The following is a 25866-nucleotide window of genomic DNA, read 5'->3' as shown; positions in this document are numbered from 1 at the left end:
AGAGATTTATTCCTGTGACGCCTTTTTTCTATTTTGGTCTATTGATGTTTGCTTAAGCAAATGATGGACAAGCGAATCTTGGCGTATGATCGAGGTAGGAAATGGAGCAATAAGCACATATATGCGCTTATAGAGTAGCGGCGGCGTATGATCGAGGTAAGAAATTGAGCAATAAGCACGTATATGTTCTTACAGCGAGAGAAAGGGCTAGTTTTGTGGTCTGTAAGCACAAATATGCGCTTATAGAGTAGCTGCGGCGTATGATCGAGGTGGGAAATGGAGCTGGAGCTCAGACAGAGTGAACGTTTTCGGACCTATTACTTACGAACCTAGCAGCTCTTATTTTAATCAAAAGTAATAGATTAAAAGTGTAACGAACTCCAGAATCGCTATTTCGAGAATAATAGCTTATGACACCCAATTCAGCATGCTATAACGTTCATGAGGTTCGTTAAAACTTAAATAAGCTATTTTCATCACAATAAGAATAATACAGTTCGTTAGAGAATTGATCTTGGGATGTCTTGGGATGCCTTGATATGTTATGCGCAGAAATGGCTGAAAAAAGTTTGAGCAGTGGATGGGTACAAATTGCTGAGAAACGGTTATACTTAAGCACTTGAACAACACGGAAGCCATATTATTATACGATTAGGAAGCGATTTGATGATAAAAACCCATTCCAAGCTCAGTCGGCAAAATGTGTTTACTGGTATATTATCTGCGATGCTGGCATGTACAGGCGGAGCCGTACTCATCGTGAGCAGCGCTGAAAAAGCAGGTTTTTCAACCTTAGAGCTCGTCGCGTGGCTGTTCGCCGTTTATTTTTTTGGCGGACTGCTGAACATAGCTTTGACGTTGATATATAAAATTCCGTTTGGCGGCGCGCATTCGATAACCGCCGTTGCTTTCTTAAGCACTTCTGCGACACAGTTTACCGTGCAGGAGTTAGCTGGTGCGAGCATTATTTCCGGGATTATTATCGCTGTATTTGGTTTATCTGGTCTGTCCGATAAGCTGCTGGCTTTCCTGCCCAAGCCGTTGATGGACGCGATGCTTGCCGGTTTAATATTCAACCATATTGTAAAAATCGTTCCCGCGGTCAAGGATGCTCCCTTTGTCGGGTTCATGGCATTGGTCGGTTTTTTCTTATTTCCCCGTTTATTCAAGGGCTTTCCGCCTGTGCTCGGCGTCGTTTGTATGGGGCTGCTTGCTCTATGGATTGGCTACGATTTGCCTCCTATGGAGGTGCTGCCGTTTGCGCTGCCGCATGTGGTGAACCCTGAGTTTTCGATTAATGGGCTGTTATCGTTAGCTATCCCTTTGTCGATACTCGTGCTTAGCAACGATTTGTTTGTAGCTTTGGCAGCACTTCGCAAAAATGGCTATGAGCCATCCGCTTCCAAGACGATTACGATAACTGGTTTTGCCACGACTGCTGTAGCGTTTCTTGGCGGTCATAGCGTAAATGTTGGCGGAATGATGAGTATGCTGTGCAGCAGCGAAGAAGCTGGTGCAAAGGAATCTCGTCCTTATGCAGCGATTGTCTCGGGCGCATTAGTGGCGCTGTTTGGATTATTTGCTTGGAAGGTTATTGCCTTTATTAATATTCTGCCGTCTTCATTTATTTGGCTTCTAACGGGTTTTTCATTGATGGGGGTATTCATTCAAAGCCTTCAATCAGCTTTTTCGGAATCTGCCTACCGCTACTCAACGGCCTTTACATTTGCGATTGCGGTAGCGAACGTCGCCTTTCTCGGCGTTTCTGCGCCTGTTTGGTGCTTGGCAATCGGCATGGTTACGATGAAATTGCTGGGCGAGGGAACGCGCAGCAATAGCAATGATGCCGTTCGTCAAAATAAACTGTAATAAAAGGGGACGATTATTCCCACGGAAACTTCGTCAGCAAAAAGTCAGCAAACTTTTTGCTCTCTTCTCTGCGCTGCTTCCTCATTGCCGTGCGATGCTCGGCCGTTTCATATAATTTAATTTCTTCTTCCGTTTCAGGGACAATACGAGGTACAAGTATTGTCTTATTTTGTTCATCTAAGGCAACGAAAGTAAGAAAAGAGGTTGCTGCTATTTTTCGCTCGCCGCTTCTTAAATCTTCTCGTATCACTTTCACAAAAACCTCGATTGAACTTTTGCCTGTCCAAGTAACGAAGGACTCTAGGGAAACGGAATCTGTTGGCCGGATTGGATGCAAGAAATCAACGGAATCCGTCGAAGCGGTTACCGCGGTAACTCTGCATAATTTGGAAGCGGATATCGAAGCAATATCATCGATATAAGACATAAGTTTGCCGCCGAACAACGTATTATGATTGTTTACATCGGTTGGGAATACTCTCGAAACCTTAAAGGATCGCGTTTCTTTGACATATTTATTTTCCAAAGCATTCACACAACTTTCTAGAAAGTGGCTGATCTTTGGGTATTTTCTCCCCTTTATGGATAGGTTATGCTTCTAAAATAAAACTTAAAAGGGTTCCACATATAAAGCTTGATTAGTATGTGGAACCCTTTATATATAGTTACTCTTGGCTGAGCTTTAACAACTGATCATTAACATTTTCGGTACTTAATCCCCCGTGATAACAAACGACGGATGCAATATCGAGGTCTACGTATTTTTTCAAAGAGAGACGAGCCTCTTTTATATAATATTTTTTTTCGCAAAATGAACTTTAATAGCCTCTGTGATCTCTTATCTATGAAAGGGGTGAGAACATGAATGTAAGCCGTCTTGTCAGACAAGCTCAAAAAGGCAACAAAGAAGCTTTATTACAACTAATCATAGCCGATCGGGACGCTTATTATCGTCTTGCCTACAGCTATTTGAGAAATGAGCATGACGCGATGGATGCCATGGCAGATATGATTGTTACGCTTTATGAAAAGCTGGATCAATTGCAAAAGAGTGAAGCCTTCTACAGCTGGAGCAAAACCATTCTCGTCAATCGTTGCAAAAAACTGCTCCGCCAAAAAGAACGATTTGTTCCACTGGGAGACGAGGGAGAATCATCCTTTGCTGGATTAACTGAAGATAACCCTTATCGCAACACGGAGTCTGAGATGAACATGCAGGTGCTGCTTTCTAATCTAAATGCACAGCAGCGGGAAGCTATCGAGCTTCGTTACGTACATGATCTTCCGTATCAGACGATTGCGGACATGACCTGTTCGCCGATTGGAACAATCAAATCAAGAATTTCGCAAGGCATACAAAAACTGAAAGCGATGATCGGAGGGGATCGTAATGAAAACGATCGAGGAGAGATTACAGGAGCACAAACAGAGCTTGAATATCGTGCAGGCACCGTCAGGACTTGAGGACAGACTTCGAAATGCACTTGAGCATGTTCCTGCTAAGAAAAGAAAGTTAAATAGAGCGATGACATGGGTTGTCGCATCAGCTGCAGCACTCCTATTAATTGTAGGCACTTATCAATATCCTGCATTTGCTTTTTACGGAGGCAAGTTGTTTAACAAAATCGAGCTGAACTCTCTTAGCTTCTCCGAAGTGGCGGAGCAAGGCTACGGACAATCGGTCAACAAAAGCAAAACGCTAGAGGACGGTACTGTCATTACCATCAACGGGGTTATTGCGGACGATAACGCTTTGCTTATGTATTATAGCATTGATAGAACCGAAGGCTCTGTATTTACTGACAATAGTTCACTGCGTTATAACGTGGGTCAAATGGAAGGATTCTTGACGGATTCCGATCCCAAAGAAGGAAGCGGCAATTATAGCAAAGACGAGACCCAGTACGAGGGTGTCTATAAATTTGAATCGGTTAGTCCATTCTCTAGAACATTAACCGTTACATTTAGTGAGTGGCTAGAAAATGGAGAACGGGCATCTTACCCAATCTCCTTCAAGTTTGAAGCGAATAAAGCGATGAAAAGCATGCTTAAAGAGGAGATCTCAAAATCCGTTTCGGTCGATGAGGGATCGGTCCACTATGACGCCATCACAGCTTCACCTACTTCTACAATCGTAAAGGGACATTATGAAATGAATGATGGGGGATACCCGAGGTTCTCAGGAAAAACAAAGCTTTATGTGAATGGAACAGAAGTGAAATCATGGGGAATGCAGTCGGATCATTCCGGTGAAAAGGGCAAAGCAGCATTTGAACTTGAATTTGATGTGCTGCCGACAGACAAGCTGGAAACCATTGAGCTCGTACTTGAAAATTTTGCTGGCTATCAGAAAATAGAAGAACCGATCTCCCTAGCTTCACCATCAGATCTGTCCATAGAGATTGGGAATGAAAAGTTATGGATTCGCAGCGTCACAAAAACCGATACAGGTTATGATATCGTTATCGCCAGAAAACAATTTACAATCTTGGAAACGGAAAACTTATCTGTTCAATCGGGTGATAGTGTAGTTCCTATCTCATCCATTTCCTCATCACGCCCGTGGGATTTGAAAAATGGCAATATCTTGTGGGAGCAGACGTTTTCTTTTAACACGGAAGAGGAACCGGAACAGCTGCTGCTTAACGGATTTTCCTATATTAAAACCTACGATAAGACAATCTCTATTCCTATGGATATCAAAAAGTAATTTGTATCAAACCATAAATGAAAAAGGGCTTCCCAAAAGCAGAAATGCTGCTCTCTGGGAAGCTCTTTCTTTTAGGCTGGAAAGACTAAAGGTCCTTGCTATGGCGAAGCGGATTATAGCTGCAAGTTGCGATCAATTAAAGCGATGCGCTGCTCTACACATGCGTAGGAACGAAGCGGATCTTCCGGTGTGTTTAAGCAATAGTCGAGCAGTTGATCGACGGTCGTTGCAGCAACGTGACAGCGTGTGTCGGAGGAAGCATAGTAAATATACACGTCACCGTTATCCTGTGCGATAACACCATTGCAGAAAGCTACGTTCGATACGTCGCCGACGCGTTCAATGCCCTCTGGCGCAAGCAAGTGGCCGCCCGGACGATGCGTTACTTTGTTAGGCTCCTGCAAGTCGGATAGGAATGCATAGAGTACATAACGCAAGCCAGCCGCAGTGTTGCGAACGCCGTGAGCAATATGAATCCAGCCTTTGTCCGTCTTAATTGGAGCGGGACCTTGACCGTTCTTCACTTCTTTAATTGTATGATAATGGCGTTCATCAATAATGATCTCACGCTCTACAACAGCGTTCTCGATCGTATCAGATAGTCCCCAGCCAATACCGCCGCCTGAGCCCGTATCGATAAAGCCGTCTTGCGGTCGAGTATAAAAGGCGTATTTGCCGTCAACAAATTCAGGGTGAAGCACGACGTTGCGCTGTTGGTTGGACGCTGTTTTTAGATCAGCAAGGCGCTCCCATTGCTTCAAATCCTTTGTTCTTACGATACCGCATTGTGCAATCGCGCTCGACAGATCTCCTTTTGGAGCGGAAGGATCTTTCCTCTCTGTGCAGAACAGACCATAAATCCAGCCGTCCTCATGTTGAACGAGGCGCATATCATAGACGTTAATATCGGGATCGCTTGTTTCTGGAAGCAAGATAGGGTGGTTCCAGAAGCGGAAACCATCAACGGGGCTGTCACTCTCTGCAATGGCGAAAAATGATTTGCGATCATTGCCTTCAACGCGCGCTACGAGATGGAATTTGCCATTTAAGAAGATTGCGCCTGGATTGAATACGCAATGAACGCCGAGGCGCTCCAAGAAATAAGGATTCGTCTCAGGATTAAAATCATATTTCCAAATCAGCGGAGCGTGTTCTGCTGTTAGAACAGGGTGCACGTAACGATCAAAAACACCGTTGCTAACTTCTGCTGGCTCGTTTTTACGCTGTACGAGCGCCTCATAACGGTCTGTTAGCATTTGCTTGCGTTCATTAAATTTACTCATTGTATAAACCTCCATTAGTGTGAAATTGCTTTACCAGACAAGCGTTCGATCATTTCAAAGCATGCACGACCATTATGATAAGGGCATTTCCAAGGACTAACCTTTTGTAAATTGTCGCTTGGAGCTCCATCGCGAGTTACGCTCCAGTACCATTCGCCAAACTGTTTGTCGACGATAAAATTTTCAATGAATTGCCAAGATTTCAAAGCAGCCTTAAGGTATTTCTCATCGCCTGTCATTTGATAAGCATTATAGAAACCAACAACAGCTTCTGCTTGCGGCCACCAATCCTTGTGCGAATCGATGATCCCATCAGGACCTGCCTCATTAAGAAGACCGCCGTCCTCGTCAACGCCTTCATTCAGCGTCGCTTCTGCCATTCGAATGGCGACGGCTTTGGCTTCAGCCAGCAATGCTGCATCTCCAAGCACCTCAGCGGCCTCGACCAGCAGCCAGCTGCCCTCAATATCATGACCGTAAGAAATATGCTCGGATCTGCCGTTCCATTTTTCATCGAAGAAAAGGATAAAGTGCGCGTTATCTGGGTTAATAATATGTTTTATTGTGATTTCGATTAGTTCTCTCAGCTTGGCATACAGCTCATCTGATTTCCATACCCGGTAAAGGTTCGTATAACCCTCCATGATGTGGAGATGAGTATTCATAGATTTCTTCTCGTTCAAATCCTTTTCACTCAGGCTATTATCGTCGGTTTCCAGCCACTCGCGTGTAAGAGCCTCGAAGTAACCTTTATATTGCTCATCGTAGCTATATTTCTCAAGCGTATGAAATAGTGAGATCGCTTTCTGAAGCGCAGCTTCATTACCGGTAGCGCGGTAATACTCGGAGTAAGCATAAATAGCAAAGGCTTGGCCGTATACCTGCTTTTTCGTTTCGGCTGGGCTGCCAGCTGCGTCGACCATCCAGTATAATCCGCCGTATTCTTGATCTACAAAGTATTTATTTACATATCGATAGGCACGATCAGCCATTTCGAGATAAGCTTCATTGCCAGTCATGCGATAAGCGGAGGCAAAGGTCCACAAGATACGTGTGTTAAGCACCAAGCTTTTGCCAGCTTCATCGTTAACGGTTAAATCTCTGCTGATATTGCCGTAGAAACCGCCTTTTTGCTCATCGATCGTATGCTTCATCCAAAAGCCGAGAATGTTAGATTCCAGCTCCTGCTTGATGCTTGCTAGCCACTGCTCGTTATTTACGTTCATTCGCCCAAACCTCCGTCACTCGATTCAGCTATTTTGGCTGCATAATATTGACGAACGGTTTGTTCTGCTTGCTTGCCATACATACAATAATCGTCGTTAGCACTCGCATCGGCCTCTTCATATAGTCTCGCCGGCCAATCCCAAAGCATAAAGCCGCCAACCCAATCACGCTTGTCCGTATGGGAGAACATCGTCTCGTAGAACTGACGCTGAACCTCTTCGCTAGGCGCGCCGGCAAGTCCCCAATCGTTCGGAATATACTGCGAGCCTTCGCGGCTAGGGCAGCCTGCTTCCATGAAGAAAAAAGGCTTGTCGTATTCGGATACGACCTTTTCAATCCGGTTCAGCTGCTCTTCCCAAGCATCGATAGGGTAGTAGCCGCTGGAAGAAATGACATCAACAGCATCCCACCATTTAATTTGGCCTTCTTGATATTTGTCGCAGTTGTACGTAACGATGCCCGAATAAACTTTGCGAACCTCTGCGATGAGCTCACGCCATTCCGTTTCTCTGCGATCGGTTTGAACCATTTCGCATCCAACACAAAACATTTCACAACCTGTTTCTTCGGCAATTTTGGCATAGTGCAAAATGAATGTGGTATACGAAGCGAACCAGTCAGACCATTTTGGCTCGCAAGGCACATCGAGATCAAAGAAATTAATATGAGCACGCCATGTGCCATCCGCACAATTGACGACCGGCTTCAAACAAACGTTAAGGCCTAGTTCTTTCGCTTTGTGAATGGCACTAAGAACTTCCTCATCGGTAACCGTAGGCGCCTCGCGAAACTTAATTTCGGTGGAGTGGGCATGATCTTGAAGTGCGCCAAGTGCAATAGCTGTCCAGTTCACACTTAACCGCTCGGCCATCAGTTCCATCGAACGATCCGCTTTTTCGCCAGTCCATGTGCCTCGAATGCCTGTCCAGCCCCATGTCATTCCGCCTATATAGGCTGCTTTAGTTGTCATTGGAGTCGCCTCACTTTGTATTTGATATTTTTGTTATTGCTAATAATATTTTTGTTATATAACAAGTAAACATGATTCTAGTCTTGTTTGCAATACCTTTCTTGAACAGCAAGCAACCTTATAAAATTGCTTCATTTAATAACACGGAAAGCGGCATGTGTATGCACAATAATGAGTGAAAATGCGTAAAAAAGCGTTTTCACAAAATGACAGTTGAAGACTATAAATCATATTTTAAACCATTTTAGAACCACATTTTATGAGGTATTATCGAAATGTAAGCGGAATCAAAACGAGCTGAGGGGGATTTAGAAAATGAAAAAAGTCATTTCGTTAGCACTTGTTTCTGTAGTTATGCTAACATCGTTAGCTGCGTGTGGTGGAAATAACGCAAGCACGAATACACCTACGAACAAGCCGAGCACGGATAACACCGCAACAAACAAACCGGAAAACGGTGGAACAGAAGAAGCATCAACGATAAAAGGTGAAGTCGTATTCTTAACAAACCGTACCGACATGATTAACAAACAGTACGTCGATTACGAAAAACGTTTTGAAGACAAATACCCTGGTGTCGATCTTAAATTTGAAGCCATAACAGACTATGATAAAACGTTGAAAATCCGCATCGCTTCCGGAGACTTCCCAGATGTCGTATTTGTACCAACCATTCCAAACGCAGAGCTGCCTAATTATTTCGCTCCGCTTGACGACATTGCATTCTCAGGTGAAATTCACTTCAAGGATTTGAAGGCGCAAGAAGGCAAAATGTATGGTGTATCCTCTGGCGGATCGACAGTCGGTATCGTATACAACAAGAAAGCTTTCGAGAAAGCAGGCATTACAGCTCTTCCAAAAACGTACGACGAATTTCTAGCTGCATCGCAAAAGCTTAAAGACGCAGGCATCGTGCCGCTTGCATCAAACTTCAAAGATAAATGGCCGCTTGATACTTGGGTATACGATGTTCCAACGCTAATCGGCGGAGCTTCTGACCACCAAAACAAACGTGCTGAATCTGAAACACCGTACACGCTTGATAATGCATACGGCAAATCATGGGGAATTCTTCGTGAGTTGTACACAAAAGGTTTCCTAGAAACAGACGTGAACTCGACGAACTGGGAGCAATCGAAAAAATACGTAGCAACCGGCAAATTCGGTATGTATCTGCTTGGCAACTGGGTAATTAACCAAGTAATCGAAAACGGCGCTCCTGCAGAAGACATTGGCTTCTTCCCATTCCCAGTCGATAACACAGGCGAAGCTAAAGCACCGCTTAACCCGGATTTCTTCTATGCAGTTAACAAAAACGGCAATGTTGAAGCAGGCAAAGCATTCGTACAATGGATGATCGAAGAATCCGGTTATGATGATTTCGCAGGTTTCATTCCTACTTTGAAAGCGAAAGAATCGAAGCTTCCACAGCTTTCGGAATTCAACAGCTTTACCCCTAAATTTTTCGAGCCGGCTGCACCTGTAGATGCAGCGACAGAAATTCAAAACAAAGCGCAGCTTGATCAAGCTGCAGTTGTACAAGAATTCGTCTTAGCGAAAGACCCGCAAAAGGTATTGGATAAAGTGAACACAGCGTGGGCGAAAGCGAAAAAAGATTTAGGATTGTAAGGGCTGCGTGCAGGATGGATAACCTTTAACGGATGTCTATCCTGCACCTTCCAATTAGAAAGACGCAGGGAGGATGGGGTTGTCTCATGTTTAGCAGATTGCCTTTTAAAACACAGAAGAACTATGTCATTATTGGCTTCGTCGCATTGCCGCTGCTGCTGCTGCTGACATTCGCCTATTATCCGGCAATGGAACTCATTCGATTAAGCTTTACGAGCTGGGACGGCTTAAGTCAAAACAAACCATGGATCGGTTGGTCGAACTACAAAGAAGTATTTTCAAATCCAGCTATATTTGGCGTCTTCAAACATAACTTTGCCTATTTCGCTGTTGGAATCGTACAAAATATCGCCGCGATTTATTTCGCAGTGGTGCTGAACAGCAAGCTGAAGGGGAAAAACTTTTTCAGGCTGCTGCTTTTTTTACCGTACATCCTAAATGGCGTTGCTGTAGCATACTTATTCGGTTACGTATTCGATACGACAAACGGATCATTAAACTATTTGCTAGGACAGCTCGGCTTTGATGCACTCTCCAAAACAAGCTGGCTCGGCAGTGGTTCTTTTGTAAACTATACGCTTGCTTCTATTGGCTTCTGGCGCTTTATGGGCTTCAATATGGTCATTTATTTGGCGGCGCTTCAATCGATTCCAAGTGATATTTACGAAGCGGCATCGATTGACGGGGCAAACGGCTGGCAAAAATTTATTAGCATCACGCTGCCGAACATTTACAAAATTATCGAGCTCAATTTGTTCCTAACGGTCACCGGCGCTTTAGAGGTGTTTGATCTGCCTTATATTTTAACCAAGGGCGGGCCGGCAGGATCGAGTGAAACCTTCGTTATGAAAATTGTTGAGACCGCCTTTCAGTTCAACAACTATGGCTTGGCATCCGCAATGAGCGTCGTCTTGTTACTCTTTGTTGTCATCGTATTATCGATTCAGCGGTTTTTGTTGAAAGGAAAGGGGGAATAATCGATGAATAAATCCAATAAGCTTTGGGACACAATCAAGTATTTAAGCCTTCTATTGGCTGCGTTTGCGATTTTGTTCCCGCCTTATATCATCGTCGTCAATGCCTTTAAGACGAAGGATGAATTTCACACGAAATCGACGATCGCTATGCCGGATAGCTTTCTCTATTTTAAAAACTTTGCGCAAGCCTTCAAGCAGGCGGATATGCTCCATGCGTTCGGGAATACGCTGTTTATTATCGCGATCACGCTAATTTTGAACATATTGATCGGATCGGCGTTCTGTTATGCCGTTGGGCGCTTCAATTTCAAATTTAAAGGCCCGTTAGTCGGCTTGTTCCTATTCGCCACGATTATTCCAGCGATTACAACGCAAGTCGTCAATTACAAAACGATTCAGGCGCTTGGCTTAACGAATAATTTGATGGGACCTGTACTAATCTACGTAGGCGCAGATATTTTGCAAATCTACATTTATCTGCAATTCATTAGAAATATCCCTTATGAACTAGATGAAAGCGCGATGATCGAAGGTGCTTCATTGATTCGTATTTTCCGCTCCATCATCTTCCCGCTGCTTGCGCCAGCGACAGCGACAATCATTATTTTGAAAACAATCAGCATCTATAATGACATGTTTATTCCGCTCCTGTATCTGCCTAGGGCCGAACATGTTGTCGTATCAACGTCACTCATGCGCTTCTTCGGGGTCAACAGCGGGGACTGGCAAATGATATCCTCAGCCATTCTTATCATTATGATTCCTACCGCTATTCTTTATGTGTTCTTGCAAAAATATATTTTCGCGGGTGTGACAAGCGGTGCGGTTAAATAAACCGTCCGCTTTCTTTTCATTGCAGATGTACCGATTTTAGCACAAACTAGATGAGGAACACGCGGGGAGGAGCGAGCAGGATTGTTGAACATTATGATCGCGGATGATGAAGAATTCATAAGGCTGGGTCTAGAAAAAATATTAACGAAAATGGATTTGGACATCAAAGTTATCGGCTCCTACAGCAACGGAATGGACGCTTGGGCGCAAATTTCGAAGCTTAGTGAAGGCGAGCTGGATGTGCTGATTACCGATATAAAGATGCCGATGATGGACGGTTTGCGTCTTATTGAGCACTTGCGCGATAAGTCGATTGATACGATTGTGCTCAGTGGATTTAGTGAATTTGAATATGCGCGCAAGGCTCTTCGCTCGGGTGTGCGGGATTATTTGCTCAAGCCGGTGGACAAGGCGAACTTGTACGACATACTGGTTAAGATTGAGCAGGAGCGCAATGAAAACGGGCAAACATCGGAATCAGCGGTATCTGCTCCAGCTCAAGAGACGATCTCGAAGGAAAAAGAGCATCATGTTATTGAGCAAATGAAAACGATTTTGGAGCAAGAATACGGCAAAAACTTCGAAATGGAGCGTATCGCTGACACCGTCGGCATGAGCGCCAATTATTTGAGCCGTTTATTTAAGCAGGAGACGGGCATGACGCTGACAGACTATTTGATCGATATTCGGATAGAGAAGGCAAAGCAATTTTTGAGCGATCATCCAAATTTGAAAAATTACGAAATATCACAGCTGGTCGGCTATAGTGATCCTGTTTACTTTAATAAGCTTTTTAAGAAAATGGTTGGAGAAACTCCTAAGGATTATAAAGCCAAGCACCACTAGTATTGAAGAGCAAAATTGAATATAAGAAGTGCAATATCGCACATTTACAGGAAGGTGGAATGAGCGTAAGATGATGCGGTAGCTTGCCGAATTAAGAATGGTTGGACAGCATGCAGAGCTGCAGAAGGATGGAGAGAGAAATGTCAGAGAGGGTTGTAAAAACTCAGCTTGGTGCTGCAAAAGGACTAGCGAGCACATTTGAAAACGCGGCACTAGAGGAAAATGCCAGCCCGTTGAAGTTTTTATTGTCATTATACAAAGGCAACTTTGCCAATCTATTGATTTCATTATTATTTTTGTTCATCAAAAGCGCGCCCATTTATGTGCTGCCAATTGTAACAGCTAATATTATCAACATTGCGACGAATCCAGCAAAATATCCGCTAAGCGGCATTTGGATTAACTTTGTTATTATTTTGATCGTCATCCTGCAGAACATACCAACCCACGCCGCTTACATATCTTTTTTGAGCCGTGCAGTAAGATATGTAGAAGCGGGACTTCGCAGCGCGCTTGTGCGCAAGCTGCAGCAGTTGTCCATTAATCAACATAGGGAGCTGCCTGCCGGCAAGCTGCAATCGAAGGTGCTGCGCGATGTCGAAGCGGTTGAGATGATGTCAAAGCAGTTCATGATTGCTTTGGCGCCGGCTGTCGTTAACATTATCGTATCGTTTATTATAACGCTGAACAGCAGCTGGATTGTGTCGTTGTTTTTTATACTGACCATTCCAATGTCTATAACAATCGTAACGATTTTCAGGCGTAAAATCCGTAAGTCGAACAAGGAATTCCGTAAAGAAATAGAATACATGTCCTCTCGCGTGTCAGAGATGGTCGAGATGATTCCGATTACGCGCGCACACGGTCTGGAGAAGGTTGAGATCGCACGTATTGACAAGACGCTGAGCAACATTCAAGGCAAAGGGTATCGGCTGGATTTGGTGGAGGCGTATTTTGGCTCAACAAACTGGGTGACGTTTCAAATTTTTCAGGTGCTTTGCTTAATTTTTACGGCATACTTAGCTTACAATGGGCAAATTCAGGTTGGCGACGTCGTTATGTACCAAGGTTTTTTTGCGATGATTTTGGCTTCCGTTACCGGTCTTATTAACATTTATCCGCAAATTGCCAAAGGTCTTGAATCGATTCATTCCATTAAAGAGATTTTGGTATCGACCGATATTGAAAATAATAGCGGCAAAAGAAAAGTTGCCGATGTACGAGGCGAATTTTCTTTCGAGGGTGTAGAGCTTTCATATCCGGGCAGTGAACATCATGTGCTTGAGGATGTTACCCTCGAAGTTGAAGCAGGCGAATGCATTGCATTTGTTGGCGCATCCGGCGCAGGCAAATCAACAGTGCTCAATCTAGTTATCGGCTTCCTGCAGCCAACGGGCGGGAAAGTAATGATGGACGGCATTGATCTGGCGGACATTGACCTGCGCAGCTATCGCAAGCATTTGGCGGTCGTGCCGCAAACGAATATTTTGTTCTCAGGTACGATTCGAGACAATATTACGTATGGCCTTCGCGATATTACCGATGAGCAAGTGAATCGTGTTGTTGAGATGGCTAACCTATCCGAGTTTATCGGGCAGCTTCCGGATGGCCTTGATACAATGGTTGGCGAACATGGCGGCAAGCTGTCTGGCGGCCAGCGTCAGCGGATTGCGATTGCACGTGCGCTTGTACGCGAGCCAAAAATTATTATTTTGGATGAAGCCACCTCCGCACTGGATAATGAGTCAGAATTTCATGTTCAGAAGGCGATGCAGGAGCTGATTAAGGGCCGGACGACATTCATTGTCGCTCACCGCCTGTCTACGATTCGTGATGCAGATCGTATTGTCGTCATGAAGCATGGACGTATTGTTGAGGTCGGCACCTTCGATGAGCTGATGGCAAGCAAAGGCGAGTTTTATAATTTGAAGCAGCTGCAGCTCTAGAAGAGGCGGGTCTGCTTCTAGATATGGCGGTTAAGGCTGATCGGGTGTTTTTATCTCGGTCAGCCTTTTTTTGCTTTACGCTTCCAATCACGAGCACCGTTTGAATCGTAATGTTCATATTTTTATAGAAGATATGAAAATTGTTTTATGATATCAGAAATAGCAATGCCTTATAATGTGAATATCATATCCAATAATAGTGATGAGGTGCTTGATTTTATGCGAAAAAAGCTAGTCTATACGCCGCCGGCCAACGGTTACCCGGAGTGGAACAATAACCCTGAAATTTATCGTTTGAACCGTATGGATGCGCATGCTTCGTTAATGCCCTTCGATACGATAGAGGAGGCATGGGATGGCGATCATAATAAGTCTTCGAATTATTTATCGCTGAACGGCCAGTGGAAATTTGCGTTTGCAGCGAATGCCGAATCACGAATAGTCAACTTTTATGAAGCTGATTATGATCATAGCCAGTGGGACAGCATTACGGTACCCGCGCATTGGCAGCTGCAGGGCTATGATTATCCGCAATATACGAATGTCAGATATCCTTGGGATGGCAACGAGGACATAAAGCCGCCGTTTGCCCCTACTGCATATAATCCAGTTGGATCATATGCTCGTACTTTTACAGTACCATCCGAGTGGGATGGTAAACCTGTATTTATCAGCTTCCAAGGTGTGGAGTCGGCTTTCTACGTATGGCTTAACGGTGAGCTTGTTGGTTTTAGCCAAGATACGTTTACCCCATCCGAGTTCGATCTAACGCCTTACCTTGTAGACGGAGAGAATAAGCTGGCCGTAGAGGTTTATCGTTGGAGTGACGCAAGCTGGCTGGAGGATCAGGATTTTTGGCGAATGAGCGGTATTTTCCGAGATGTCTACTTGTACTCCACTCCAGAGGCGCATATCTATGACTATTTTGTACATACAGAGCTTGATGAGCAGTGCCTTGACGCAGAGCTGATTGTTGATGCGAAGCTGCTTAACTATTTTGTCAGGCCAATTGGCAAAATAACGTTGGAGACAGCGCTATATGACGCGAATCGAGCTGCCGTATTTCCAAGCCCGCTGACGATCCAGACGCAGGTGAAAGGCGAGGAGCTCACTTCTGTTCAACTGCGCGCCGCTGTTTCAAATCCGCTCAAATGGAGTGCTGAGCAGCCGAATTTATATACGCTAATACTTAGCTTGAAATCAGAGGACGGCACGCTGCTTGAAGCGATAAGCTGCAAGGTCGGCTTCCGCAAGTTTGAGATCAAAGATGGCCTGATGCAAATCAATGGACGCCGGATCATGTTCAAAGGGGTAAATCGTCATGAATTCTCATGCGATACAGGCCGTGCGATTAATGTAGCGGATATGCGCAAAGATATTGAACTGATGAAGCAATATAATATCAATGCCGTCCGCACCTCACATTATCCGAACAACTCGCTCTGGTACGAGCTTTGTGATGAATATGGACTTTATGTCATTGATGAAACGAATCTGGAAACCCATGGTTCTTGGACTTATGGACAGAAGGAGCTTGGCACTACGGTGCCTGGAAGCAGACCGGAATGGACAGGGGCTGTGCTCGATCGCTGCAATTCGATGATGCAAAGAGACAAAAACCATGCATCTATCGTCATCTGGTCGCTTGGAAATGAATCATTCGGCGGAGACAATTTCATAAAAATGCATGATTTTTTGCGTGAAGCTGACCCGTCGCGCGTCGTTCATTATGAGGGAGCGTTTCACTACCGCGAATCGGATGCTGCTTCTGATATCGAAAGCCATATGTACACCAGCCCTCAGGGCGTTGAACAGTATGCGAGAAGCAACCCGCAAAAACCTTATATTTTATGCGAATACAGTCATGCAATGGGCAATTCCTGCGGGGGCTTGCATGTGTATTGGGAGGTTTTTGAGAAGTATCCTGTGTTGCAGGGCGGATTCATATGGGATTGGATCGATCAAGCCATTCGAGTAAGAGATGAGAGCGGCACAGTGAAAATGATGTATGGAGGCGACTTTGGCGAATCGCCGCATGATGGCAATTTCTGCGGCAACGGCCTTATTTTCGCAGATCGTACAGTGTCGCCTAAGCTTCAAGAGGTGAAGAAGGTATACCAAAATGCTAAGTTTGAAGCGATTGATCTGAAGAATGGCACCATTAAGGTGACCAATCGTCATTTATTCAGTGCTTTAAATAGCTTTACGCTTGCTTGGCAAGTAGCGATTAACGGTGTTTCTGTGGAAGCAGGCACGGTAGAAGCGGCCGCACAACCTGAGAGTGAGGAAACGATAACGATTCCTTATACGCTGCCTAAGCTTTCTTCCATTTCAGAAGAGGCTGTACTAACGGTACAGCTGCGGCTGAAGGAGCAAACCCTTTGGGCCGAAGCGGGTCATGAAATCGCGTTTGAGCAATTTGTACTGCCTGCGCCTATTGAGCCGATTATTGGTCTTGTACCAGCTAAGCCTGCTGTTCATGCTGAACTGTCGGCAACGGCGCTGCTCGTAAGCGGTGAAAGCTTCACTGCGCAATTTGATCTAGCAAATGGCAGCCTTGCTTCCTACGTGTGGAATGGCTCAGAGCGGTTATTGCAAGGATTGACTCCGAATTTCTGGCGTGCATACACGGATAATGATCGCGGCAATCAGCAGCATTTGCGCTGTGCAACATGGCGTGAAGCGGGGACAGAGCGCGTTCTGCAAGCGATGACTTGGGAGCTTGAGGCAAGCAGTGCAACAATTCATGTGCAGTATAGCTTGCCTACTTCAACGGAATCGATGCTGTCGTTAATTTACAAAGTAAATGCAGATGGTGAGATCAATGTATACGAGAAGCTGCAGCCTGGAGCGGATTTACCGGAAATTCCGGAAATCGGCATGCTCTTCCAGATGCCAGCATCATTTGATCAAGTAAGCTGGTATGGCAAAGGTCCAGACGAGACGTATTGGGATCGCCAGACGGGAGGTAAGCTTGGGCTTTACGCTGGCAGCGTTCAGGATCAGCTCGTACCGTATATCAGGCCACAGGAATGCGGCAATAAGATGGACGTTCGCCATGCTGCGGTTACGAATGCAAAGGGCGAGGGTATCGTGCTGAAGGGCGCGCCACATTTTGAACTAAATGTACTGCCTTATACGCCATTGGAGCTGGAGGCGCATGATCATATTCATCTGCTGCCACCAAGCAACAAAACGGTTGTACGCGTCAACCATAAGCAAACTGGCGTGGGTGGACATGACAGCTGGGGACAGCTTCCGGAGAAGGAATACATTTTGTTTGCGAACCAAGCATACTCCCATCAGTTTTCAATTAAAGGGCTTTAAAATAAAAAGAGGCTTGTCTTCCGTCTGCTGACGGTCGGCTGGCCTCTGTTTTATTTGATATAGATGCCGCCAAACGGCAGCACTTCGCGAAGAATTCTTTTGATAAAGCCGCCGTTTTGCAGCTGCTCCTCCAGTTCGGCATCGCGGGAGCCTGTTTGGATAAGTACTGGGCCGGTGCCGCGAATTTCCCACTGCACATTCATATGCTGGCTTGCGAGCTTGTTGCCGTAAACAGACAGCTGGATGGAAGCATGCTCTGGATATGCGACGAGTGCTCCAGTCTCAACATACAAAGGACGATCCGGATGGAGCTGAATGGATTTCACATCACCAGCGGTAATGATTCCGAGCAAGCCCGGCCCGGAAAATCGCATTCGCACAAATTCCTTCGTAATCCATGCGTTTTTGAGCTTCTGCACGACAGACTTTAGCTTCATGCCGTCCGAGAAAAAGATAATATGCCTGAAATCAAACAGCAAGTCGCTTTTCTCGTCGATGTGCAGCGTTTCGAGCGAGCAGCCTGCAGGCAAGCCGACAATGAATTCGGCCGGTCCAGAAATAAGGGAGCGAATCCAGCGTTTCTTGCGATACATGCCTGCCAAATCCATGAAACGATCCTCGCGATTTTGTGGATCACCTTGGAAAGCGATGATTGATTTTGGATGCAGAACATGAAGCTTGTCCGCAGTATCAAGGGTGAGATGCACATGGCCGACTTGGGCAGGAACGGTTATTTTCATCCGCTAATTCCTCTGCTGCCTTTGCTGCCTCTGCTGTCTCTACTGCTTGTGCTGCGCTGCTTGCGCCATACGACATAACGCCAAACTCTCAGAGATACGATATAAGCAACAAAAACAGCTGCGATTATAATGACAGTATTAATAAGCTTGCTGATAAACGATTGTTTGTCCTGCTTCATGCGATCCATCTCTTCTTGCAGCTCGGCATTTTGCGCGATAAGCTGATTGTTTTGTTCAAGCAGCTCCTGTTGCTTCATTGCATACGCTGCCGCAGCCTTTGCGGATTCCTCAAGCTGCTGCTGCTGCTTAGCGAGCGCTTCTGTAGCTTCAATATACTGCTCCTGGAGCTCGCTTATTTTCTCAGGTGTATTGTAAATGTCTTTGATTCGATCAATTAAACCTGCGTGGACAGTTGATTGTGGAATGATGATGAGAATAAAGGATAAGAAGCTTGTAATGACAAGTGCTTTCCATAATGATTGCCGCATCATATTCTCCCTTCAGTTTTCGACATAAGAGGGGCTGATGCTTACATTTTACAGCCTTTCTCGACAATAGTCACTCCTGTCCTGTATTTGGATGGAAAAAATGATTCGGCTTCGTTAAAAATCTATTTCTACATAAAAAAAAGGATAGCAGCGAAATTGCTGCTATCCTTTGACCAGTTCCTATTTTCTTACGTACAAGCGGCTCGTTTCTTCCCAAATGCCGCCTGGCTCAAGTGAGACAAGCCCGATTTGCTCAGCTGGCAAGTTCACATTTGGCGCATTGACGAGATTCAGCTGCGGCTCCGGACAGAAGAAGCCTGGCGTAGCGTTGTTGTTCCAAATCATCCACTGCTTGTAAGCTGTTCCAATATCGTAGACTAGCGTTACGCCATTGCGTGTATCAGTCAGCTCCATCGCGTTGCGGCCGTTTTGCGGCTCGGTTGTGTAGTGATTATCCATCGGCTCCCAGAATGGGGAGATGCCTGTTGTTTTCATGGCTTCCTCGTCAGCAACTAGCGTCTGATAATTGCCTGTCGGCAGCATCCGCTCGTTAAGCTCCCAGCGCTTGCCGGTTGTAAGCGTGAAGCGGTAATCATCTGCTGTACTATTTGATGCGAACGGTGCATTGATCGTTGTATGGAAAGCGATCAAGCAAGGCATAGCGTCCGTTCCTTCATTATGTACCGATACATGCTGCAGCAGACCAGTATCATTTAAAGCATAACGAAGCTTAATCGTGAAGCGATGCGGCAAATACGTGTAGATCGGGTGGCTTTCATCGATTGAAATTTTGAGCGATACGTAGCTTTCCGTTTTGTTTGTGCCAAAATCCTCGACACTCCAAGCTGCTGTATGGAAAAACCCGTGCAAATGGTTGCCCGTTTTTGCTTCGTTAACTGGAAAGTTATACGTTCTGCCGTTCCATGTAAAAGTACCATCTTCATAACGGTTTGGGGGGAACAGAACGGGGATGCCGTGAATGCCCGGATTCTCTCTGAAGCTGTCCATTTCCTCTAGGGATGGTTCGCGAAGGAAGGTATAGTTGTTTGCTTTATCGCGAAACGCAATAAGATTTGCACCAACTGCTGGCAATACAGCTGCTTCATAAGCGCCCCATTGCAGCCATACAGCTTGCTCATCATGAAATAATTTCTCAAATGCTTGTCCTTGCGTAGACATGGTAGTCCTCCTAAAAGTGATTAATAATTGACTTCATTTGTGCGAAAAATATAATAATATTCAACTTTAGAATAGCAGGACAGTAGACAACAAACAACCGCCCTATTCCGATAATAGCGGAAAATGGGGCGGTTGTATGTACAACTATTTTGTTATCCGATATTCTTTGCTTGAAGCACGCTGTGAAAACAGCTGTTGGATGACGAACTGCTTGCGGCGATTTACGGTTACTTGCTTAGAGTCTGTTATTTCGGAGTCAAAATAAATCGTACCAGCATCAATCGTCTTGATTTTTCCGATATTGATGTAGCAATTAGAGCTGACTTGATAGAAGCTGCGTTCGTTAGTCAACTGGCTAATCTGTTCGGCAGTCATTCGTCTCTTTATATTATAGTTTCTGCCATGGAAGCTTACGAGTCCTTGCATACCGAGCTTGAAATAGAGCACGTCTGTCTCCAACTCGAAATCCTCATACACATTCCGTTCGCTCATTACAACATTCATCATCTCAATTCCCCCTTTAGAAATGTGAATCGCTGAATTTGTTAGCGCTTACATTGTAACATGTCACAATAGTATTTGTGAAGTCTTTTATAAAAAAAAGACATTGTTTGATGAAGCCGCTTATGCTATGGTCACTGTAAAGCCAAAAAGTCAGAGAGGTAGGGTATAAAATGAGCAATCAAAATGGATTATCGACATCCAGCAGCATCCTTTATATCGGTTCATATGGAACAGCAGAGGAATCAACGATTCATGTATGTACGTTCGACGACACGACAGGTGAGTTAACGATATTGCAGCGTCTTAGCGGGCTCGAAAACGCTTCTTATTTGACTTTAAATCTAAGTGGCGGCAGCTTATATGCAGCTAGTGAAACTGAAGTAACTGGTGATGCCAGCGGCGGTTCAGTCGCTTCATTTGAGATTGATAAAGCAACGGGCTTGCTGAAGCCTACAGGCAACCGCCTGCTTACATATGGCGCTCATCCTTGCTACATCAGCACCGACAAAGCGGGGCAGGTGCTCTTAGCTGCCAATTATACAGGTGGAAACGTTGCATTATTACCGATTAAGGCTGATGGCGGGCTGGAGGAGGCAACATCTGTTCAGCAAAATGCCGGTGAGCTCGGTCCAAACGCAGCAAGGCAGGATGCACCGCATGCCCATTGCATCATTCCGTTTGGTTCTTCTTATGTATGTGCAGTTGATTTGGGTATCGATGCGATCGTTATTTATCGCTTTGATGAGGAACGGCGCTCGCTTATTCCTCATGGGATTAGCAAGGTTCATCGCGGTGCTGGTCCACGTCACTTGATTTTCCATCCTCATTTAAAAACAGGCTACGTGATGAATGAGCTGGATTCGACGATTACACAATTTGATGTGGATGCGGAACTGGGCGCATTAACAGCAAACCAGGTGATATCAGCTTTGCCAGCGGACTACAATGGATATAACGATTCAGCGGATATTCATTTAGGAGTTTCGGGACGTTATTTGTACAGCTCTAACCGTGGTCATAATAGTATTGCTGTATTTGCAGTGGATCAAGGAAACGGACAGCTCACGCTTATTCAGCATATCGATTGCGGCGGAGAGTCGCCGCGAAATTTCGTCATTACGCCAAGCGGCGATCATTTGCTCGTTGCGAATCAGAAGACAGGCAATATTGCTGTATTCTCGGTAGATGCGGAGAGCGGACTGCTGTCAAAGCTGGATTCGGAGCTTGAGCTGCCTAGTCCTGTTTGCATGAAGTTTGCAATAGCTTAGCTTCCGAGGTTTTTTCCATAAGAGAGGCAGGTCCTGCTAAACATGTCTGCACCGCAAGGCACCAGAACATTGAATAAAGAAGCGATAAAATCTGCTACTGTATACTCGATTCTCATTTGTATCAGCTCCGTTCATCTCATGAATGATATGATGCAATCGGTTGTATCCGCGCTGTTTCCCGTATTGGAGCAATCTCTGCGGTTAAGCTTGGCACAAATCGGCTGGATTGCTTTTACACTCAATATGACTTCATCCGTTATGCAGCCTGTTGTGGGCTTGATCTCGGATAAGAGGCCTGCGCCTTGGATGCTTCTTGTCGGTATGTGTGCCAGCATGCTTGGGATGGTTGGCTTAGCCTTCGCACCGAACTTCTACTTGGTGCTGCTCGCGGTTGTGTTTGTGGGGCTTGGCTCAGCCGTGTTCCATCCAGAGGGCTCTCGGGTTGTTCATTTGGCCGCAGGCAATCGCAGAGCTTTCTCCCAGTCGATCTATCAGGTTGGCGGTAATTTTGGTCAAATGCTCGGTCCGTTGATGACGATGCTGATCTTCCTGCCGTTTGGACAGAAGGGCGCTATATGGGGGACATTGCTTGCTGCTACTGCCATTATTATTTTGACGAAAGTCGTTCCTTGGTATAAGACGCAGTTAGCTGTACATGATGGCAACATGCAGCGCAAAGCGGCAGGCAGCGCGAAGCCCGCTCTTGCACCCAAGGTTGTTGCGTTTGCACTTGCTATCTTGTTCGTGATCGTATTTGCACGATCCTGGTATGCGGCAGCGATCGGCAACTTTTATCAGTTTTATGTGGTGGAAGCCTATCATCTGACGATTAAGCAAGCACAGATTCCATTATTTCTATTTATGGCAGCCGGTGTTGCCGGCACCTTTCTTGGCGGTATATTGGCGGATCGGATCGGACGCAAAAAAATGATGCTGATTTCCATTCTAGGTGCAGCACCATTTGCTCTGATTCTGCCGCATCTGCCTCTAGCCTGGGTATATCCAGTAATCGTAGTGCTTGGTTTTGTTTTGCAATCCGGCTTCTCGGTCAGCGTCGTGTATGCGCAGGAGCTAATGCCGAGCAAGGTAGGGACGGCTTCAGGGCTTATAACGGGTCTTGCTTTTGGAATGGGTGGTCTTGGTGCGGTTGTTCTCGGATATTTGGCGGATGCCCGTTCACTCAGCTTTGTTATGGTCGCTTGCAGCGTGTTGCCGCTGATGGGCTTGCTGGCGCTTATGCTGCCAAAGGATAGGAAAGAAATGGTTTAACTCGAATAGGAATGGCAGAATAGTCGCTTTAAGGATAATTCCTTAAGGCGACTTTTTTTTGTTAGAAAAATTATTTGATAAAAACCAAACATAATTATATAATGTTTATAAAATAAGTAGACGTTATTGAGAGGTGTTTGGATAAATGGTTGATGAAGAACGTTTTTGGTCGGCATCGGTAGAAGAATTGAAGCAGGGTTATGTATATGAGGAAGCCGAAGGATTTTATTATTGCCTTATTTGCGGAGAACGTTTTGAGGACGGAGAGATTTTTCGGGATGAGCAGTCTGGACGCTGGTATGAGGCGCGTAAATATGCAGCCTATCATGTGCAGCAGGAGCATGGCTCCATGCTTGATTATTTACTTGAGCTGGATAAGCGGCAGACGGGTCTGACCGACTTGCAAAAGGAGCTTATTCAAGGTTTTGCCGATCAGCTGACTGACAACGTAATGATGAGCCGTACTGGAATAGGCAGCGCTTCGACCATTCGAAATCATCGTTTCGTGCTGAAGGAAAAGGCCAAGCAGGCAAAGCTGCTGCTCGCGATTATTGAAATGATGGATCATGGCAACACTGCGGCTCCGCGATTCGTGCCTGTACATCGGACGGCTACACAAATCGATGAACGTTATGCAATTACAGAGGATGAATACGCAGATCTTTTAAAGCAATATTTTCCGGATGGTCCTGAAGGTCCGCTCGCCTCATTTCCGCGCAAGGAGAAACGTAAAGTAGCAGTGCTGCGTCATATCGCCTCTTATTTCAAAAGCGGAGTCCGCTATACCGAGAAAGAAGTGAATGAGCGGTTAATGTCTTTTTGGGAAGAGGATTATGCAACACTGCGCCGCTATCTGATCGATTATGGCTACTTGGATCGTAAAGATGATGGCAAAGTGTATTGGGTGAAGGGTTCAGGAGTTAAGAAAAATGAGCTTGAACAGAGTGGGTCGACCGAGCAGGTTGAGCAAATGACAGCCCCAAAGAAATCTGCTAAAGGCAAGCAAGGAAAAACGGATAAACAGAAAGCTCAGGCCAAAGTGCAGGAGCAAGAGGAAGAACGAAAGGGTGAGCCAAAAATGGATAAGGCAAAGAGGAAGCAGCTGACAGCTGAATACCAAGAGCGTGAGCGGCAGATGGGTGTTTTTCAGATCAAAAATAATGTGAACGGAAAAATTTATTTAGGAAGCTCCACTAATTTAGATGCCCTTTGGGGAAAAGAACAGTTTGTACTGAATATGAATGGTCATGCGAATAAGGCGCTGCAGAAGGAATGGAAGCAATTTGGCGGCGAAAACTTTTCTTTTCTCGTTCTAGAGACCGTTAAATTGGAACAAAAGATTCGTTATGATTATAAAGACGTATTGGACCCGGAAGGCCGTCAACCCGTTGACATGGTGCGACAATACAACAGAGAAGTCAACGATTTAAAGGAGATATGGGCCCAAAAGCTGCAGCCTTATGGTGAAAAGGGTTATCATGGCCCAGCCGAGAAGGTGGAGAAATAAATCATTTTTTGGTTGAGGGAGAGTGCTGATTGAAATGTCTGCTAAAGAAGTAACAGGAGCGGGAGAAAGTTTGCTTCGGAACAAGTTTTTTCAAACGATTATATTTTCAAACGTATTGCTTCAAATTGGAATTTGGGTAAGGAACTTCGCTATTCTGATGTATGTGACAGACAAGACGAACGAGGACCCGTTTGCGATTAGTTTGATGGGCTTCGTGGAATTTTTACCGATTTTCGTATTCTCGTTTATCGGAGGAACGTTTGCAGATCGCTGGAAGCCGCGGCTCACGATGATTTGGTGTGACTTTTTATCAGCGTTATCTGTGTTTGTTGTACTGATTACATTGCTTTACGGTTCGTGGCATATGGTGTATTTTGCAACGTTTGTATCGGCAATCCTATCGCAATTTTCACAGCCCTCTGCTATGAAGCTGTTTAAGCAGCATATTCCGGCAGAGCAATTGCAATCGGCGATGGCGATGTTCCAATCGCTTATGGCGATATTCATGGTGCTTGGTCCGTCACTTGGTGTCATATCGTATCAAAAATTCGGCATCGAAGTTTCCATTGGAGTCATGGGTGTAGCGTTCTTGCTGTCCGCTGTCGTGTTGTTCAGAATTCCGCGTGATCGTGAAGTGGAGAAAACAGACGCTGCATTGGAGAGACATTTCTGGAAAGAGTTCAAGGATGGATTCAAGTATGTATGGCGCAGTCCAGTCTTGAAAGCACTTGGAGGTACGTTTGCATTAGCGGGTACGGCGGTAGGAATTGCCCAGACGCTTGGCTTGTTCATCGTGCTTGAACGTCTCGGTCAGCCTAAGGAATTTTTGCAATATATTCTGATGGTTAACGGGATAGCGATGCTGGTTGGCGGCGGGGCTGTCATGGTTATAGCCAAAAAAGTAGCTCCGCAAAAGCTGCTAGCAATCGGCCTATTGATGAGCTCGCTTTGTATGATTGGTGTAGGCTTATCAACAAGCATACCCATTACATTAGTGCTGCAATTTATTAGCGGCTTAGGCTTCCCGATGATTCAGATCGGTATTAGCACAATGATTTTGCAATATTCAGAGGAGTCCTATACGGGACGGGTCAATGGCGTGCTTACCCCGATGTTTATGGGGATGATGGTTATTATGACGCTTGTTGCCGGACAGCTCAAAACGGTGTTTCCGCTCGTCGGCATTTATTGCGTCGCAGGATCGATTATGTTTTTGGGAATGCTGCTCCTAGTTCCGTTGTTCAAGCATAAACCGCTTGTTGTTCAGTCTAGTTCTTAGTTGGAGAGAAAGTT

Annotated in this window: 21 protein-coding genes and 1 pseudogene; 13 read left to right on the top strand and 9 right to left on the bottom strand. The window is 45.3% G+C overall.

From position 1 onward, the window contains the following. The first annotated feature begins 666 nt into the window (after positions 1-666). Complete coding sequence (locus AC0VYE_RS27495; RefSeq protein ID WP_475443756.1) at positions 667-1869, top strand: benzoate/H(+) symporter BenE family transporter; 1203 nt, start codon at positions 667-669, stop codon at positions 1867-1869. 13 nt (positions 1870-1882) lie between these two features. Here AC0VYE_RS27495 and AC0VYE_RS27490 read toward each other — a convergent pair whose 3' ends face one another. After that, positions 1883-2395 carry an acyl-CoA thioesterase gene (locus tag AC0VYE_RS27490; protein WP_076269129.1) on the bottom strand — a complete coding sequence of 171 codons (513 nt, stop codon included), beginning with the start codon at positions 2393-2395 and terminating at the stop codon, positions 1883-1885. 139 nt (positions 2396-2534) lie between these two features. Then, positions 2535-2651: pseudogene (locus tag AC0VYE_RS27485) on the bottom strand (MBL fold metallo-hydrolase); the annotation flags it as partial. A 79-nt stretch (positions 2652-2730) separates the two neighbouring features. Between AC0VYE_RS27485 and AC0VYE_RS27480 the strand changes: the two are divergent. Both AC0VYE_RS27480 and AC0VYE_RS27475 read left to right on the top strand, forming a co-directional pair. Further along, positions 2731-3333 carry an RNA polymerase sigma factor gene (locus tag AC0VYE_RS27480; RefSeq protein WP_475443754.1) on the top strand — a complete coding sequence of 201 codons (603 nt, stop codon included), beginning with the start codon at positions 2731-2733 and terminating at the stop codon, positions 3331-3333. After that, positions 3260-4579, top strand: coding sequence for a DUF4179 domain-containing protein (locus AC0VYE_RS27475; protein WP_475443752.1), 1320 nt, complete (start codon positions 3260-3262; stop codon positions 4577-4579). The genes AC0VYE_RS27480 and AC0VYE_RS27475 overlap by 74 nt, the downstream gene beginning before the upstream one ends. Positions 4580-4692: 113 nt before the next feature. Here AC0VYE_RS27475 and AC0VYE_RS27470 read toward each other — a convergent pair whose 3' ends face one another. The 3 genes from AC0VYE_RS27470 to AC0VYE_RS27460 are packed head-to-tail and all read right to left on the bottom strand — an operon-like array spanning position 4693 to position 8059. Continuing rightward, on the bottom strand, positions 4693-5862 hold the full coding sequence (locus tag AC0VYE_RS27470) for a glycoside hydrolase family 130 protein (protein ID WP_475443750.1): 1170 nt from the start codon (positions 5860-5862) through the stop codon (positions 4693-4695). Between the two features lie 14 nt (positions 5863-5876). Beyond that, on the bottom strand, positions 5877-7088 hold the full coding sequence (locus AC0VYE_RS27465) for an AGE family epimerase/isomerase (RefSeq protein ID WP_475443748.1): 1212 nt from the start codon (positions 7086-7088) through the stop codon (positions 5877-5879). Then, positions 7085-8059 (bottom strand): glycoside hydrolase family 113, encoded by a 975-nt coding sequence (locus AC0VYE_RS27460; protein ID WP_475443746.1) that lies wholly within the window; start codon positions 8057-8059, stop codon positions 7085-7087. Before AC0VYE_RS27460 ends, AC0VYE_RS27465 begins: the two co-directional genes overlap by 4 nt. 315 nt (positions 8060-8374) lie before the next feature. Between AC0VYE_RS27460 and AC0VYE_RS27455 the strand changes: the two genes are divergently transcribed. From AC0VYE_RS27455 to lacZ, 6 genes are all read left to right on the top strand, one after another. Further along, a complete protein-coding gene (locus tag AC0VYE_RS27455) occupies positions 8375-9688 on the top strand; it encodes an ABC transporter substrate-binding protein (protein WP_475443744.1) in 1314 nt (437 codons plus the stop codon). A gap of 86 nt (positions 9689-9774) precedes the next feature. Continuing rightward, positions 9775-10665, top strand: coding sequence for a carbohydrate ABC transporter permease (locus AC0VYE_RS27450; protein ID WP_076268981.1), 891 nt, complete (start codon positions 9775-9777; stop codon positions 10663-10665). A gap of 3 nt (positions 10666-10668) precedes the next feature. Then, positions 10669-11499 carry a carbohydrate ABC transporter permease gene (locus AC0VYE_RS27445; RefSeq protein WP_076268980.1) on the top strand — a complete coding sequence of 277 codons (831 nt, stop codon included), beginning with the start codon at positions 10669-10671 and terminating at the stop codon, positions 11497-11499. Positions 11500-11580: 81 nt separating this feature from the next. Next, on the top strand, positions 11581-12345 hold the full coding sequence (locus AC0VYE_RS27440; RefSeq protein ID WP_475443741.1) for a response regulator transcription factor: 765 nt from the start codon (positions 11581-11583) through the stop codon (positions 12343-12345). 140 nt (positions 12346-12485) lie between these two features. Then, positions 12486-14291 carry an ABC transporter ATP-binding protein gene (locus tag AC0VYE_RS27435; protein ID WP_475443739.1) on the top strand — a complete coding sequence of 602 codons (1806 nt, stop codon included), beginning with the start codon at positions 12486-12488 and terminating at the stop codon, positions 14289-14291. A 219-nt stretch (positions 14292-14510) separates the two neighbouring features. Next, positions 14511-17618 carry a beta-galactosidase, LacZ type gene (gene lacZ, locus AC0VYE_RS27430; RefSeq protein WP_475443737.1) on the top strand — a complete coding sequence of 1036 codons (3108 nt, stop codon included), beginning with the start codon at positions 14511-14513 and terminating at the stop codon, positions 17616-17618. Positions 17619-17668: 50 nt separating this feature from the next. On the opposite strand, the gene AC0VYE_RS27425 is transcribed toward lacZ, so the two are convergent. The 4 genes from AC0VYE_RS27425 to AC0VYE_RS27410 all read right to left on the bottom strand — a co-directional run bounded on the left by AC0VYE_RS27425 (position 17669) and on the right by AC0VYE_RS27410 (position 20532). Beyond that, entirely contained in the window at positions 17669-18358 is a 690-nt protein-coding gene (locus AC0VYE_RS27425; protein WP_076268977.1) for an AIM24 family protein, read from the bottom strand. Beyond that, the gene (locus AC0VYE_RS27420; RefSeq protein ID WP_475443734.1) at positions 18355-18849 is read right to left on the bottom strand and encodes a hypothetical protein; all 495 of its coding nucleotides are present in this window, start codon (positions 18847-18849) and stop codon (positions 18355-18357) included. The genes AC0VYE_RS27425 and AC0VYE_RS27420 overlap by 4 nt, the downstream gene beginning before the upstream one ends. A 177-nt stretch (positions 18850-19026) precedes the next feature. Then, positions 19027-20025 carry an aldose 1-epimerase gene (locus AC0VYE_RS27415; protein WP_076268975.1) on the bottom strand — a complete coding sequence of 333 codons (999 nt, stop codon included), beginning with the start codon at positions 20023-20025 and terminating at the stop codon, positions 19027-19029. A gap of 144 nt (positions 20026-20169) precedes the next feature. Further along, on the bottom strand, positions 20170-20532 hold the full coding sequence (locus AC0VYE_RS27410) for a LytTR family transcriptional regulator DNA-binding domain-containing protein (RefSeq protein ID WP_076268974.1): 363 nt from the start codon (positions 20530-20532) through the stop codon (positions 20170-20172). Positions 20533-20699: 167 nt separating this feature from the next. Between AC0VYE_RS27410 and AC0VYE_RS27405 the strand changes: the two genes are divergently transcribed. From AC0VYE_RS27405 to AC0VYE_RS27390, 4 genes are all read left to right on the top strand, one after another. Further along, on the top strand, positions 20700-21797 hold the full coding sequence (locus tag AC0VYE_RS27405) for a lactonase family protein (protein ID WP_475443731.1): 1098 nt from the start codon (positions 20700-20702) through the stop codon (positions 21795-21797). A gap of 42 nt (positions 21798-21839) precedes the next feature. Continuing rightward, the gene (locus AC0VYE_RS27400; RefSeq protein WP_475443729.1) at positions 21840-23066 is read left to right on the top strand and encodes an MFS transporter; all 1227 of its coding nucleotides are present in this window, start codon (positions 21840-21842) and stop codon (positions 23064-23066) included. Between the two features lie 145 nt (positions 23067-23211). Next, positions 23212-24573: a DUF2087 domain-containing protein gene (locus AC0VYE_RS27395; protein ID WP_475443727.1), complete on the top strand. Its 1362-nt coding sequence runs from the start codon at positions 23212-23214 to the stop codon at positions 24571-24573. A 34-nt stretch (positions 24574-24607) separates the two neighbouring features. Next, on the top strand, positions 24608-25852 hold the full coding sequence (locus AC0VYE_RS27390) for an MFS transporter (protein ID WP_441886481.1): 1245 nt from the start codon (positions 24608-24610) through the stop codon (positions 25850-25852). The last annotated feature ends 14 nt before the right edge of the window (positions 25853-25866 follow it).

The organism is Pristimantibacillus sp. Z349TD_6, from assembly GCF_056173205.1.
The sequence above is the reverse complement of the archived record's forward strand: the minus strand, read 5'-3'. Positions and strand labels throughout refer to the sequence as shown.

Bases quoted from the DNA above. Each gene is read 5' to 3' on its own strand.
- AC0VYE_RS27470 (WP_475443750.1), bottom strand. From the start codon at position 5,862: ATGAGTAAATTTAATGAACGCAAGCAAATGCTAACAGACCGTTATGAG.
- AC0VYE_RS27455 (WP_475443744.1), top strand. From the start codon at position 8,375: ATGAAAAAAGTCATTTCGTTAGCACTTGTTTCTGTAGTTATGCTAACA.
- AC0VYE_RS27445 (WP_076268980.1), top strand. From the start codon at position 10,669: ATGAATAAATCCAATAAGCTTTGGGACACAATCAAGTATTTAAGCCTT.
- AC0VYE_RS27395 (WP_475443727.1), top strand. From the start codon at position 23,212: ATGGTTGATGAAGAACGTTTTTGGTCGGCATCGGTAGAAGAATTGAAG.
- AC0VYE_RS27405 (WP_475443731.1), top strand. From the start codon at position 20,700: ATGAGCAATCAAAATGGATTATCGACATCCAGCAGCATCCTTTATATC.
- AC0VYE_RS27390 (WP_441886481.1), top strand. From the start codon at position 24,608: ATGTCTGCTAAAGAAGTAACAGGAGCGGGAGAAAGTTTGCTTCGGAAC.
- lacZ (WP_475443737.1), top strand. From the start codon at position 14,511: ATGCGAAAAAAGCTAGTCTATACGCCGCCGGCCAACGGTTACCCGGAG.
- AC0VYE_RS27425 (WP_076268977.1), bottom strand. From the start codon at position 18,358: ATGAAAATAACCGTTCCTGCCCAAGTCGGCCATGTGCATCTCACCCTT.
- AC0VYE_RS27420 (WP_475443734.1), bottom strand. From the start codon at position 18,849: ATGATGCGGCAATCATTATGGAAAGCACTTGTCATTACAAGCTTCTTA.
- AC0VYE_RS27410 (WP_076268974.1), bottom strand. From the start codon at position 20,532: ATGATGAATGTTGTAATGAGCGAACGGAATGTGTATGAGGATTTCGAG.
- AC0VYE_RS27480 (WP_475443754.1), top strand. From the start codon at position 2,731: ATGAATGTAAGCCGTCTTGTCAGACAAGCTCAAAAAGGCAACAAAGAA.
- AC0VYE_RS27465 (WP_475443748.1), bottom strand. From the start codon at position 7,088: ATGAACGTAAATAACGAGCAGTGGCTAGCAAGCATCAAGCAGGAGCTG.
- AC0VYE_RS27415 (WP_076268975.1), bottom strand. From the start codon at position 20,025: ATGTCTACGCAAGGACAAGCATTTGAGAAATTATTTCATGATGAGCAA.
- AC0VYE_RS27475 (WP_475443752.1), top strand. From the start codon at position 3,260: ATGAAAACGATCGAGGAGAGATTACAGGAGCACAAACAGAGCTTGAAT.
- AC0VYE_RS27435 (WP_475443739.1), top strand. From the start codon at position 12,486: ATGTCAGAGAGGGTTGTAAAAACTCAGCTTGGTGCTGCAAAAGGACTA.
- AC0VYE_RS27400 (WP_475443729.1), top strand. From the start codon at position 21,840: ATGTCTGCACCGCAAGGCACCAGAACATTGAATAAAGAAGCGATAAAA.
- AC0VYE_RS27460 (WP_475443746.1), bottom strand. From the start codon at position 8,059: ATGACAACTAAAGCAGCCTATATAGGCGGAATGACATGGGGCTGGACA.
- AC0VYE_RS27495 (WP_475443756.1), top strand. From the start codon at position 667: ATGATAAAAACCCATTCCAAGCTCAGTCGGCAAAATGTGTTTACTGGT.
- AC0VYE_RS27450 (WP_076268981.1), top strand. From the start codon at position 9,775: ATGTTTAGCAGATTGCCTTTTAAAACACAGAAGAACTATGTCATTATT.